Origin of the sequence: Vogesella urethralis (genome assembly GCF_007644045.2) — a bacterium.
GTDB classification, from domain to species: Bacteria; Pseudomonadota; Gammaproteobacteria; order Burkholderiales; family Chromobacteriaceae; genus Vogesella; species Vogesella urethralis.
This window is the reverse complement of sequence record NZ_VMDW02000048.1, coordinates 14,572-27,999: the sequence shown is the minus strand read 5'-3', so window position 1 is coordinate 27,999 and position 13,428 is coordinate 14,572. Positions and strand designations below refer to the sequence as shown.

The window sequence follows — 13,428 nt, the reverse complement described above, 5'->3', positions numbered from 1 at the left end:
CTTCATGTCCAACTCCTTGTCATGGTGGATTGGACGCTAAAGTTACGTGCTACTCAAGATGGGGTGAACGTCGGTTGCACAAATCAGGGCTTGCGTCCGTCCGGTAAAATGACCGCATGAGCAAGCCCCTTCCTCCCAAGTACCAAACCATCAACTGGCAGTCCTACAACCAGTCCCTCAAGCAACGAGGGCAGCTCCTTCTCTGGCTCGACAAAGGCATGAACTGGTTGGCACCGGCTACCGGCAAACGGGGACGGCAGCCCACTTTCTCCGATGCTGCCATCCAGTTCTGTCTCACCATCAAATGCCTTTTTGGTCTGGCGCTACGGCAAGCCACAGGTATGGTCGAAAGCATGTTGCGCCTGGCTGGGCTTGACTGGGCAGTCCCCGACTTCAGTACACTCTCCCGCCGCCAGAAGGACCTGTAAGTGTGCATTCCGGTGCAGAAAAAACAAGGTTGCTTGCATCTGCTAGTGGATAGCACCGGCATCAAGATGATGGGTGAAGGCGAGTGGAAGGTTAAAAAGCATGGTGCTGACTACCGCCGCCAATGGCGCAAACTGCATCTGGGAATTGATGCGCAAACGCTGGAAATCCGGGCAATGGAAGTGACCGACAATCGCACAGGAGATGCCACGATGCTGCCAGAGCTGCTATCGCAAATTCCGGCGACAGAGGGACTGGTGACAGTGACCACGGATGGGGCGTACGACACACGCCTATGTCACGCAGCGATTGCGGAGCGTGGAGCAGCAGCCATCATTCCGCCACGTCGAAATGGCCAATTCTGGAAAGGGAGTTCACTGGGCAATCAGGCTCGCAATGAGTCACTACGCTCGGTGAAATATCTGGGGCGCACGCTCTGGAAAAAGTGGAGTGGCTACCATCGGCGTAGCCTGGTCGAAACGAAGATGCACTGTTTCAAATTGCTGGCAGACCGGGTTAAGTCACGGGACTTTGACCGGCAGGTGGCGGAGCTTCAAATTTGTGCAGCGATTCTAAATCGCTTCACAGCACTGGGCACGCCGCAAACGGTCCGCATGGGATAAGTCCGTCTGGGGATTGGGGTAGTTCGTCCTGCTGCTGATTTGTGCAACAAAGCCGATGCCGATCGAAGTATTTGCGGAGCATTTGGATGCCGTGATTGAATCACGGCAAGCCGTTAAACATTAACTCTGTTGCACTTGGTTGTTGAGACCGCCATGACTAACATTACCCATAACATTGATCCCGCCATGCTAGAAATGGCGTTGGATCAGTCGTTCAACGCCGTATTAATGACGGATGCAAACTCGGGCGAAGGTGGTCACCGCATCGTCTATGTCAATGCAGCTTTCTGCAGGATGACGGGCTACAGCGCAGGCGATCTGCTGGGACGAAATCCTCGCATGCTTCAGGGTCCGGCGACGAATCCCGATGTCATCGAACGATTGCGCGAATGTCTTCGCGAAGGCGTCTACTTCCACGGATCGACCATCAACTACCGCAAAGATGGCCGCCCCTACACCGTCGAGTGGAATATCTCGCCTGTTCGCAATTTAGCTGGTGCGGTCACTCATTTCATTTCGGTTCAGCAAGACGTCAGCAGCCTCATGGCCAGCCAGAAGTCAATGCAGTTGTTTGCGCACGTGCTCAACGCGACCGACGATGGCGTTCTCATCACTGACAGCGAGGGCGTGATTGAATTCGCCAACAAGGGTTTCGAGAAGATTACGGGCTACAAACTGACGGAGGTACTGGGGCGAAACCCCAGCATGCTCAAGTCGGGCGAGCAAGACACCGCGTTCTACCAGCGCATGTGGGCCACGCTGAAGAATGGCAATACGTTCCGAGGGACGTTCATCAACTGCACGAAGGATCAGCGAACGATCCACTGCGACGAGGCCATAACCCCGCTGATGAACGAGGCGGGCGAGATTACGCACTACGTGAGCATTTTTCGCGACCACACTACCCGGGTACTGGAGGAGCAGCAATTTCGCGCGATGGTCCGGTTTGATGGGCTCACGGGTGCTCTGACGCGCGCCGCAGGTGAGCTGGCGCTGGAAAAGGCATACATGCAGGCCAAGGGAAGCGGTTTGCCCATGTCGATTGCGATTGCTGACATCGACCACTTCAAACAGGTGAACGACACCTGGGGGCACAGCTGTGGTGATGCCGTGCTCAAAGCGGTAGCGCGGAGCCTGACCGCTACGCTGCGCGCAAACGACAGCGTGATCCGTTGGGGCGGGGAGGAGTTCTTGTTGATTTTCAGTGGTTGTGAACTGCCACAGGCTTTGCCGCTGGCCGAACGTTGCCGCTCAGGCTTGATGCGCGTCGAACATGACCGCGTAGGTCAGGTGACCCTGTCCATGGGCGTAGGAGAGTTGCAGCGGGGGGAAACGCTGGCCCAGCTGATTGAGAGAGTGGACCAGGTCCTCTACGCCGCTAAGCATGGGGGCCGGAATCAAGTGATGGTTTCAACGGCGTAGGTACGCATTCGTTGAAAAGCGAACGAAACCAGCCGTTAGTGTGACAGACGCCTACCAGTCATGGCCCCAGTTTCTGGCGGTGCAGGCATGAGTGCTCTTGCCAACAGGCCAATCGTCGCGAAGGTGGCAAAAAGGCGACGTGACGCAGGCCCGTGCGTTGGTCCATGGCGTGGAAACAGATGTGTTCGTTGAGGCTTTGTTAATGGAATGGACGCCCCCTACCAGTAGCGGCATCGAGGTGCCACAGTGAGAGTGCTATCGCCTCACTGACTGAAGTGTACGTAAGCCAAAGCGCAAGCAAGCCCGGCTGGGTGGAACCTTGGCGTGCTTCACTTTTCATCGCAATTACAAGCTCCCCTGCTGCGGCGCAGCCACCACGTCGAGCGCGGTCATGCGGCCCAGGCGGGCTGTGCAGGTGGAAGCCAGTTGAGTCAGCGTCTGCACATCCACCGTCAAGCTGTCTTCAATCGCGCAGTGGAAACGGTCAATCGGCATCACTTAAGTGTTGCGGCCCACTGACACTTGACGCGCGCGACAGTGCCTTCCTCGGCGGTCACATCAAAGCGCAGCATGTACCGGTTGAGTGGCCAGTCCTGGGCTTGGATGACTGCATCAAACGCCGACTGGTACACCTTGGCCGCAGCAGTCACAGCTGCGCGGTGGGTGAGGGCGATCTGGTCAGTTTTTTCTTGGGTTTGACGGTAGCCAGTTTCGACTGGTTCTGTGTTATAAAAACCTTGGTTACGTCCAAAAACGGGATCTGAGAGGAGAGTCCTTGTACAAGCGGATCGTTATTGGGGTCGGCATAGTTGTAGGAGTCCTAGCGATTGCGGCACCCATCGCGGTCTCTCTGAACTGGGCTAAAAAACAAAATCTCGCTGAACAGCAGCGTCGGGTAGATAGAGTTGCCAGCGAAGTTCTGCGGCGGATGGACTTGATGGCAGACGTGGACTGTCCCGGGTGCAGTAGACAAACTCCCACCTCACGCCGAGGCCCGCTCAAAGACCTCGGGACTGATGCCGCCCAGGTGACTGTGGCGGCGGGTTCGATTGTAAAAAACTTCGATGTAATCGAATACATCTGACTTGGCCAAGCGACGTCGGCTACATCATCAAGTTCGCCCAGAAGCATGCGAGAGTTTGAAGTTCATTAGGCAAGGCAATTAGCATTTTGCAAAAATTAGTTTTCCTTCACAAAACTGTACCGGGGTAGCGGAGAAAGGATGCTGGCGCGTCTACCCCTCCAAATTAATCAGCTAGCACTGACAGCGGTGATCAGACAAGCCAAATAACCCCAGCAAAACATCCAAGGAAACACCACATGACGATTCGCATCATCATTGAAGACCATGTTATTCCGCAGCTGCTAACCTCGGCTATCGAGGCCTATGACTTCGAGCATCGCAACCCGTCCGAAGTCAAAGGGGAAAATCGGCTAGAAACCATTGGTTTGCTTTGGGGCTATGTACAACCAGCACGATGTGGTCAACCGCCACGCATTGTTGCTACCATGGCAACCGTCGAGACTTCTGCTATTCGTTACCAAGACCAGGTAGCTCTAAACAAAGAAGCTGCCCGAGAGAAGCGTGATTTTATCTCCAAATTTTGGCCGAATATTGAACTTGTTGGCACGTTCCACACCCATCCGTATGACTCCCGCGACGAGACGAGTGCCAATAAAGGCTGGCGTGCCAGCAACGCCGAAACTGCCGATGGCTATGGGGATGAAGAGTACTGGCCATCGTTCCATGACGATGTCGCTGCGGACATGCCTTACCTCGCTCACCTGATTGTGACTCTGACCGCGCTGAAGAGAGCAGGTACCGCCATGCCTGACCGCTTTGAAAACAACACGGGTTATAAGTTCAGCATTGATAAGCGCCGCTTCTGGATCAAGGGATATGCCACCGAAAATGTGTCTGCCCAGCTGCAAGAAACCCTTGATCCGGACATGGATCGGGAGGTCTCCTTCCTGCAAAAGAACATCCAACTCGACATCCCATCACTTGAACGCCGTTTTGTCTGACTTCTGCTTTGAGTCGCCGTTGCTTTCGTTGCCGCTTTCTGATTGCGAGTAAGCACCACGAAGCTACCGATGAATACATCTAGCTTAGGTGATTACTTCGGCCGCTTGGAGGTCAAGCTTATCGCTCCGACCTCGATCCTAAATTTTTTCACCCACATATCACCTCCATGTCAGCAGGGTGATGATGCCCTGGATTCGCCCCTCTAACCCCAGCCTAGCCTGGGGTTTTTCTATGGAGTCTGTGATATGTCTCACCTTGTCGAAACCATGGCTTACGTCGGTGCTACCCCTTGGCATGGTCTGGGTAACCAGCTCACCGAACAACAGCCGATTGATGTCTGGCTGCACGAAGCAGGTATGAACTGGACCATCGAGCAAAGCGATGTGCTGTTCAATGTCTCGCAGGACGGCATGCATATCCGCATGCACCGCGATGCGAAGGTGCTATATCGCTCCGATACCTTGGCACCGTTGTCTGTCGTTTCCCCGCGTTACAAAGTGGTTCAACCGCATGAAGTCCTGCACTTCTATAACGACCTGGTGCATGCCGGGGGCTTTGAGCTGGAAACCGCTGGCGTATTGAAGGGGGGCAAGAAGCTGTGGGCGTTGGCCAAGACTGGCCAGGAAACCTTGGTCCGTAGTGGTGACCGTGTGAAAGCCTACCTGTTACTGGCGACCAGTTGCGACGGCACGCTGTGCACCACGGCGCAATTCACGTCTGTCCGAGTGGTATGCAATAACACGCTGCAGATTGCTGTGGGGGATAACACGGGCGCGGTAAAGGTACCGCACTCGACGGTGTTCGACCCTTTGGCGGTGAAGGATGCCCTAGGCCTGGGGCTGAGTGATTGGGATGTGTTCATGCGTAATATCAAAGCGCTGAGTCAACGGCCCATCTCGCCCGAAGAAGCGCGGCAGTACTTTGCCGATGTGCTGGATGAGCCAATGCCGGTAGAAGACGCCACACCTTCCAAAGCGATGCAGCAGCTCCATACTTTATATAGTGGGGCAGGAATGGGCTCGATGCTAACCGGTACCCGTGGCACAGCCTGGGGGCTGGTGAATGCCGTGACCGAATACGTGGATCATCATCGTCGGGCACGTAGCAGCGACTACCGTTTGGACTCGGCCTGGTTTGGCCAGGGGGCTACGCTGAAACAACGTGCAATGCATAAGTCATTGATTTTATTGGATTGAATCGCGTCTGCGCTTAACGCAATCCCTTTCTCTCGTTATCTGCCCTGCAGTGCTCGCCACTGCGGGTGCTGCTGTGGCCAAGGAGTTCTTTATGACTGCTCTGGCTCATTTCCCTAAAACCCTGCGTATCCAGCAACTGAACGACGCCCTGCGTACTCAGTTTGTCGGTGGTCAGGTGCTGCTCACTGCCGGCTTTCAATCCCTACCCGATGAGCAGCAAGCCGCCTTGTTGCTCGCTATCCGCCACTTCAACGATTTCACCCCTGACAACGACCCCTATGGCGAACACGACTTTGTCGCGGTCGAGGTCGATGGTGTGAAGGTGTTCTGCAAGATCGATTACTACGACCCCACGCTGCAGCAGCACGCTGCAGATGCGGCCAACCCTGTACTGACCCACCGCGTGATGACGGTGATGTTGGCCGCAGAGTACTAAACCCCTTACTCAAACCGATAGCCCGGACTGGCACTGCCAGCCCGGGCTTTATGCTTTTGGAGGTTTCTATGCGTGAACGCTACGGCCAGGCTAAGCGCCTGGCATCCACCCTGAATCTGCCGCGTGAACAATGGCTACAGCTGCGCCAGCTGGGTATTGGTTCGTCCGATGCGGCAGCTGCCGTTGGGCTGTCTCCTTATAAGAGTGCGCTGTCACTCTGGCTCGAAAAAACCGGCCGCAAACCGGCAGAGGATCTGTCCGATAAGGCCCCGGTGTTCTGGGGCACCATGCTGGAGCCGGTACTCGCCACCGTGTACGCCGAGCAAACCGGGCGCAAGGTACGGCGGGTAAATGCGGTACTGCAAAGCCCACAGCACCAACACATGTTGGCCAACCTGGACCGCGAAGTACGTTGCGGGCGCGACGGTAACGGCATCCTGGAAATCAAGACCGCCAGCTATCACAGTGCGCCGCAGTGGGAAGAGGGCATCCCCATCGCTTACCAGTGCCAGGTACTGCACCAGTTGGCTGTGACCGGGCTGGATTGGGCTGACGTGGCCGTACTGATCGGTGGTCAGGACTTCCGCATTTATCGCATTGAGCGCGACGACGACAAGATCCTGGACCTGTGCGAACGCGAAGACGGCTTCTGGCAGCAAGTCACCCAAGACCAGCAGCCATCGCCCGATGGCTCGGATGACGCGGGCAGGGCGCTGAGCTGGATGTTCCCCCGGGACCAAGGCATCACCCTGGACCTGTCGGAATCGATGGAAGCCAACAGCCTGTTTGGCACCTTGCTCGCGCTGCGTGCCAAACAAGACGACCTCAGCCTGCTGGAAGCGCAAACCCGCCAGCAGCTACAAAACATCCTTGGCACCGCCAGTGCCGCCGTGTTTGCCGACGGCAAAGTCAGCTGGAAGAAAACCAAAGACCGCACCAGCCTCGACCTGGACAAACTCAGCGCCGATTACCCCGACCTACTGCCGCAATACAGCAAAACCGTCGAAGGGAGCCGGCGCTTTCTCATTCACACCGCAAGGAGCGCAGCATGATCAAAGGCCTCGCCATCACCCCGCCCGTGATCGGGCGCATCAGCATTGGCAAGCTGGTTCAAAAGAACGACAAGTGGCTGCCGGAGAAAGACGACAGCTTTACCCTTACCACCCAGGTACAAAACCGCGACGGCTGGCTGCTGCACCCGCTTCACCAACCGTTGGCCGACCAGGCCAATAACGGCAAGATCCGCGCCATTCCGGTACGCACCTTGTTCAACAGCAGCGAGCTGAACCTGCGTGCCGAATACTGCGCCTTTGACCGCGCCACCGGCCGCCCGCTGTGCGTGGGCAACGGCGAAAGCGCCAAGCTGTACCGCAAAGAAGGCCCCGAAGACGTGAAGTGCACCGGGCCAGACCGCTGCCTATACGCCAAAGAAGTGGGCTGCAAACTGTACGGCAGGCTGAACGTGCAGGTAGACGGGCAACAGGATGCGCTCGGTACCTTCATCTTTCGCACCACTGGCTACAACTCGGTGCGCACTTTGGCCGCCAGGCTGCGTTACTTCGAAGCCCTCAGTGGTGGGCTCACCCACTACCTGCCGCTGATGCTGCGCCTACGCGCCAAATCCACCACGCAGTCGTATCGCACCCCCGTTTACTACGTGGATCTGACACTACGCGAAGGCGTGGAGCTGGTCGACGCCATCTCACAAGCCCGGGCCGAAGCAGAGGCCGCGATGGAAGCCGGGGTCAACATCGAGCAATTCGAACAAACCGCCCAGCAGCTATTGGGTACTGGGCTGTTCGAAGAAACGGAAGAAGAGCTGCCACAGGTGATGGAAGAGTTCTACCCGGTAGAAAGCCCACCGCCAGAAGGGAGTACACAGCCAGACAGCAAACCTGTGCGCCTCACCGCCAGGCTGGGCAAGCAAGCCAGCAAAGCAGCATAAGCGCTGGTCTGTCGCCAGCATCGTGAATAAGCCAAACAACAGCCACCTTCGGGTGGCTGTTTGCATTTATAGGAACACAAAACATGACTCAACCAGACTTCCAGCCAGGCCAAGCCCTAGCGCAATTCAAGCAACTTATCGACCGTGCAGAGCTGCAGCTCACCAGCCAGCAGCGCCAGCAGATCCTGGGCGTGGTGAACCAGGTACTGAACTACCACGCCGTGGTAGGCGTGATGGGCAAGACCGGTGCCGGTAAATCGTCGCTGTGCAACAGCCTGTTTGGTGCCACCGTTACCGAGGTTAGCGATGTGGGAGCCTGCACCCGTCACCCCAACGAAATCTCCTTGGTAGCCCAAGGCGATCGTGGCCTATCGCTAATCGACATGCCCGGAGTAGGGGAAAGCACGCAACGAGATGTGGACTACAAGCAACTGTACCAGGAGTGGCTGCCCAAGCTGGACTGCATCCTGTGGCTGATCAAAGCAGATGACCGGGCACTGAGCGTAGACGAAACCTTCTATCGCGATGTGGTACTGCCAGCGTTGGCCGACAAACCCATCCCCATCCTGTTTGTGCTGAGCCAGGCCGACAAAGTCGAGCCCTGCCGCGAATGGAATTGGCAGTTCCAGACGCCAGGCTTCATGCAAGCGGCCAACATCCGCGCCAAAGAAGCACTGATCTGCCAGCAGTTCAACCTCCGCCCGAAAAGTGTCTGCAGCGTCTCGGCTGAAGAGAACTACGGCCTACCCGGCTTGCTAGAAAAACTGGTATTAGCCCTGCCCGCACAAAAAAAGTGGGCCATGGCCCGTGAAGCGAAAGCGGAGTGGGTCAGCGCGGCGACGAAACAAGAAGCGCAAGACGGGCTGTGGTCAGTCGTGGTCGGAACGGTCAAGGAAGTGGCCAAAGAAGCCTGCGACTACGTGGTAGGCCGCATCACCACCCTGGCCAGCCGTGTGTTTGGCTGGCTGTGGTAAGCCAAGCGAAGGAACGGCAATGAAGATCCTGAGAATCCACGATGTGATGGGCATGATCGGTTTGGCCAGATTGGCCATCTACAAGTATATCGCTGAGGGCCACTTCCCCAAGCAGATACGTCTGGGGCGAAGGGCAGTGGGGTGGTTGCTATCGGACATCGAACGTTGGCTGCGAATGAAGGTGGTAGAGCGGTGATGCGAAAGCACCATGAACCACCCGCTTCTACGCGGGTGGGGCGTGGTGTTTTTTTTGCTACTGATATGAATAAAACTTAAGTACCACTCTCCTTGCGGCAGTTGACGTGACAAGAGTGAATGGTGCCTTAGACTAGCCTGATGCATATGTGCAGTAACGGCTGCTCATAGCAAAACCTTTGGCATGATGTAATCAAAAAGATGACACTGCCAGTGTGGCATGGCAGAATGCTGTTGTATTGAATCCACGCGCGTATCTGTCATGCCGCTTTCGTCCGACTTGCTGAGTCAACTTACCCACAACCAGCGCCAGCGCCTGAGTTATCTGGAGTTCTGCCTGTACTTCTTGGGCGAAGTACGGCGCGCGGACATGATGGCGCGTTTTGACTGTGCGCCAGCTGTGGTTACCCGTGACATTGCGCTCTACCGCCAGCTGGCTGCGGCCAACCTGGAGCTGGACCCGTCCACCAAAGCCTATCTGCTCGCCCCTGGTTTTCAGCCGCTGTTTGAACACCGTCTTGAGCAAGTTATGGCTGCGCTGATGCAGGGCGAGCCCTACAGCATAGAAACCGTAGGTGGCGCGCTGGTGTCGTGCGACTACCCCGCGCTGCTTAACCGCCCGTCACTCCCCATTCTGGCAGCGGTCAGTCGTGCCATACGACAGCACCGTTTGCTGAAAGTGCGTTACCACTCCGCTAGCAGTGGCGAGCAGGAAAGGGTGATTGCACCGCATGCACTGGTAGATAGCGGCCTGCGCTGGCATGTACGTGCTTACGACCAGCTGCGACAGCGCTTTATCGACTTGGTGCTCACCCGCCTGTTGGCCGCAGAGGTGCTGGATGAGGCGCCAGAGCCGCAGCAACACGCCGAGCACGACCAGCAATGGCAACGCAGCATTACCCTGCAGCTGGTACCGCACCCCAAGTTACCCGACCCCACCATTGCCACGCTGGATTACGCCATGCAAGGCGGCATGCTGACCCTGGATGTACGTGCGGCCAACGCGGGTTATTTGCTGCGGCGCTGGTATGTGGATTGTTCGGTCAATGCCGCAATCGATGACCCTGCATGCAGGCTGTGGTTGCAAAACAATCAGTCTATCCACGGAGCGCAGAGCATGGTCTTGGCACCCGGTTATCAGGCAGGGCAAGGCAGTATTGCAGAGTATTGATGGTAGGTAATGGCACCAAATCGCATGCCTAGCCGCTGTTCTGTTGGAACCTGAGGTCAATGGCTGCGTAATAGCCAGCATCACAAGAAACGTCACGTGTTGTCTGCAAGACAGCACGCAACAACAGCAGTAGTAAGGGAAACTGAATGCAACTGAAACAAGCCCCTGCGCCAGGCGCACGTGTTTTGATTCGCGACGAAGAGTGGATCGTTCAGAAAGCCGATATGTGCAGCCTGGGTGGCTGGCAGCTTAGCTGTATTGGGGTATCTGAAACCGTCAGGAACCGCACAGCACTGTTTCTTACCGGTCTGGAGCAGGTGACCATTATTGACCCAGCCAAAACCGAGCTGGTATTTGATGCGTCGCCTACTTTCATTGCATCCCGGCTGTATGTAGAAGCGCGGCTGCGTCAGGCCGCTATCCGTAATGATGCAGTGGTGATGGGCCAGCACGCCGTGATGGATACCATGCCCTTCCAGTTGCAGCCTGCGCAGCAAGTACTGCAGCAGCTGCGCCCGCGTTTGCTGATTGCCGATACGGTAGGTTTGGGTAAAACGCTGGAAGCCGGCATTCTTACCGCCGAGCTGGCGCGTCGTGGCAAAGCCCGGCGCATTCTGGTGGTGACGACCAAGAGCATGATGCGTCAATTCCAGCAAGAATTCTGGAACCGGTTCACCATTGCGCTTACTCGGCTGGACTCGGCAGGTATTCAGCGCATTCGCCGCGATATCCCTACCAATCACAACCCATTCAACTACTACGACCGCACCATCATTTCGGTCGATACCCTCAAGCGCGATAGCGAATACCGCCACTATCTGCAAGAAGCATGGTGGGATCTCATCATTATCGATGAAGCGCACAACGTCTCGTACAAAGGCAACCGTACGCAAAGTAACCGCCTGGCCGAGTTGCTGGCCCAGCGTTCGGACGCACTAATCCTGCTAACCGCCACGCCGCACAACGGTAAAAAAGAAAGCTTCGCCAGCCTGATGCGCATGCTGGACCCCACGGTGTTGCCAGCGGGCGAGCGTGTTGATTACACCCGCGACGATGTTGGCCATCTGTTTGTACGTCGCTTCAAGAAAGACGTACGCGACCAGATGCAGCAAGACTTCCCGGAGCGCGAAGTCTACCGGCTGGAAACCCATGCCAGCCCGGCAGAGAACGCAGCTTTCGAAGCACTGGCAAGCCTGCGTCTGGCCAGTGATGGCGGCACCCAGCGTGAAGGCGCCATGCTGTTTCGCACCACGCTGGAGAAGGCGCTGTTTTCGTCACCGGCGGCCTGCTTGCAAACCCTGCGCGAACGCATGCGCCGTGTGGAGAAAAAAGACCCCTCACACGACGACCTGCCCGCATTGCGCGAGCTGGAGCAACTCGTCGCCGCCATCACGCCCGACAAGTTCAGCAAATTCCAGCATCTGGTGCAGCAACTGAAGCAAGGCGCCAAGTGGCGCTGGACCGGTAGCGACCCTAGCGACCGTCTGGTGCTGTTCACCGAGCGTATCGAAACGCTTAAATTCCTGCAGACCGAGCTGCCCAAGGCGCTGGGCCTGGCGGCAGCGTCGGTTGCCATTCTGCATGGCCAGCTGCCCGACGTGGAAATCCAGCAGACAGTCGAAAACTTTGGCAAAACCCATTCGCCCCTGCGCTTGTTGATTGCGTCTGATGTGGCGTCGGAAGGCTTGAACCTGCACTACCAGTCGCACCGCTTGGTTCACTTCGACATCTCGTGGTCGCTGATGGTGTTCCAGCAGCGTAACGGCCGGGTAGACCGCTACGGCCAGACCAAAACGCCGATGATCGGCTACCTGCTGACGCTGCCGGACAACGAACGCATTCGTGGTGATCTGCGTTACCTGGAAATCCTTATCGACAAAGACGAGCAGGCCGCCCGCAACATTGGCGACCCGTCTGCTTTTATGGGCTTGTACGACGAAGAGCTGGAAGTGGCCGAAGTGGCCGCTGCCATCGAGGGCAAGCGCACGGCTGATGAGTTTGCCGCGCTGCTGGCGCAAGACAACGTCGACCCCTTCGAATTGCTGTGGTCCAGCGCCGTTGACGAAGCCCCGGCACCGGCGGTTACCACCTCGTCCACGCCTGCTGCTGCCACTAGCGAGCTGCCCACCTTGTTTAGCGACCACTACCGCTACCTGCGCGACGCCCTGCGTCTGCTGGCCAGCCAGGCGCCCAAGGAATTCCCGTCGCTGGACTACGACGACGCCCGCCGCACGCTCAGCTTCCAGCCGGGCCACGACCTGGCGCAGCTACTGGAACGCGAGCTGGCAGACGAAATGCGCCCGCAAGACAACCAGTTTGCCCTCAGCGCCGACAAGGCCATCATCAACCGCGCCATTGCCGACGCGCGCGACACCAATAGTTGGCCGCAAGTGCAGTACCTGTGGCCGCTGCACCCGGTATCGCAGTGGCTGGATTACAAGCTGATGTCGCAGTTCCGCCGCATGTCTGCTCCGGTCATGCGCGTGTCCAAAGGCCTGCAAGCTGGCGAATCGCTGGTACTGGTACTGGCGCAGGTGCCCAACCGTCGCGGCCAGGCCATGCTGGCCGAGTGGGTGGCGGTACAGGTAGACGCACGTGGTTACGTCGCCGGCGTATTGCCCTTGCCCGAGGTGCTGCAGCGCACCGGGCTGGCTGACGCGCAGCTGGCCAACGATGGGCAGGCGCCCGACACCCGCACCCTGCAGCAAGCCTTGCCCCAGGTGATCGCCGCAGCAGAAGCCCATCTGCGCCCCATCAAACAGGCATTCGACGCCGACTGCCAGCAGCGCCTCGATAGCGAGCTGGCCAAGCTGCGCACCCTGCAAGACAAACACCTGCAGCAGCTGGCGCTGGATTTCAGCAGCGGTATCGAGCAGGTGAATGCCGCGCGGCGCAAGCAAAAAGAACACGACACCGCCGACCTGTTCCAGAACTACCAGCAATGGATACGCGACACCCTGCAGCTGGATGACCGCGCCCAATTCACCATTGTTGCGGCCTTGATGGCCTGAAGT

Annotated in this window: 11 protein-coding genes and 2 pseudogenes; 11 read left to right on the top strand and 2 right to left on the bottom strand. The window is 57.4% G+C overall.

The annotated features are described in order from the left end of the window. Positions 1-116: 116 nt before the first annotated feature. Both FLQ03_RS02330 and FLQ03_RS02325 read left to right on the top strand, forming a co-directional pair. Positions 117-1,049 (top strand): annotated as a pseudogene (locus FLQ03_RS02330) (IS5 family transposase). A gap of 153 nt (positions 1,050-1,202) precedes the next feature. After that, on the top strand, positions 1,203-2,471 hold the full coding sequence (locus FLQ03_RS02325) for a sensor domain-containing diguanylate cyclase (RefSeq protein ID WP_144373985.1): 1,269 nt from the start codon (positions 1,203-1,205) through the stop codon (positions 2,469-2,471). Between the two features lie 345 nt (positions 2,472-2,816). On the opposite strand, the gene FLQ03_RS19065 is transcribed toward FLQ03_RS02325, so the two are convergent. Continuing rightward, entirely contained in the window at positions 2,817-2,969 is a 153-nt protein-coding gene (locus FLQ03_RS19065) for a hypothetical protein (protein WP_170252283.1), read from the bottom strand. Between the two features lie 484 nt (positions 2,970-3,453). After that, positions 3,454-3,561 (bottom strand): annotated as a pseudogene (locus FLQ03_RS02320) (IS3 family transposase); the annotation flags it as partial. A gap of 230 nt (positions 3,562-3,791) precedes the next feature. On the opposite strand from FLQ03_RS02320, the gene FLQ03_RS02315 reads away from it, so the two are divergent. The 9 genes from FLQ03_RS02315 (at position 3,792) to FLQ03_RS02275 (ending at position 13,425) form a co-directional block, all read left to right on the top strand. Continuing rightward, positions 3,792-4,496 carry a hypothetical protein gene (locus tag FLQ03_RS02315; RefSeq protein ID WP_144373984.1) on the top strand — a complete coding sequence of 235 codons (705 nt, stop codon included), beginning with the start codon at positions 3,792-3,794 and terminating at the stop codon, positions 4,494-4,496. A gap of 246 nt (positions 4,497-4,742) precedes the next feature. Next, positions 4,743-5,693, top strand: coding sequence for a DUF932 domain-containing protein (locus FLQ03_RS02310; protein WP_144373983.1), 951 nt, complete (start codon positions 4,743-4,745; stop codon positions 5,691-5,693). 91 nt (positions 5,694-5,784) lie between these two features. Then, positions 5,785-6,129, top strand: coding sequence for a DUF3768 domain-containing protein (locus tag FLQ03_RS02305; RefSeq protein ID WP_144373982.1), 345 nt, complete (start codon positions 5,785-5,787; stop codon positions 6,127-6,129). 68 nt (positions 6,130-6,197) lie between these two features. After that, the gene (locus tag FLQ03_RS02300; RefSeq protein WP_144373981.1) at positions 6,198-7,181 is read left to right on the top strand and encodes a YqaJ viral recombinase family nuclease; all 984 of its coding nucleotides are present in this window, start codon (positions 6,198-6,200) and stop codon (positions 7,179-7,181) included. Next, positions 7,178-8,074: a recombination directionality factor gene (locus FLQ03_RS02295; RefSeq protein WP_144373980.1), complete on the top strand. Its 897-nt coding sequence runs from the start codon at positions 7,178-7,180 to the stop codon at positions 8,072-8,074. Before FLQ03_RS02300 ends, FLQ03_RS02295 begins: the two co-directional genes overlap by 4 nt. Before the next feature lie 83 nt (positions 8,075-8,157). Continuing rightward, the gene (locus FLQ03_RS02290; protein WP_144373979.1) at positions 8,158-9,048 is read left to right on the top strand and encodes a GTPase family protein; all 891 of its coding nucleotides are present in this window, start codon (positions 8,158-8,160) and stop codon (positions 9,046-9,048) included. A 19-nt stretch (positions 9,049-9,067) separates the two neighbouring features. Beyond that, complete coding sequence (locus FLQ03_RS02285; RefSeq protein ID WP_144373978.1) at positions 9,068-9,244, top strand: helix-turn-helix transcriptional regulator; 177 nt, start codon at positions 9,068-9,070, stop codon at positions 9,242-9,244. A 261-nt stretch (positions 9,245-9,505) separates the two neighbouring features. Further along, the gene (locus FLQ03_RS02280) at positions 9,506-10,414 is read left to right on the top strand and encodes a WYL domain-containing protein (RefSeq protein ID WP_144373977.1); all 909 of its coding nucleotides are present in this window, start codon (positions 9,506-9,508) and stop codon (positions 10,412-10,414) included. A 146-nt stretch (positions 10,415-10,560) separates the two neighbouring features. Next, on the top strand, positions 10,561-13,425 hold the full coding sequence (locus FLQ03_RS02275; protein ID WP_144373976.1) for a DEAD/DEAH box helicase: 2,865 nt from the start codon (positions 10,561-10,563) through the stop codon (positions 13,423-13,425). Positions 13,426-13,428: the final 3 nt, after the last annotated feature.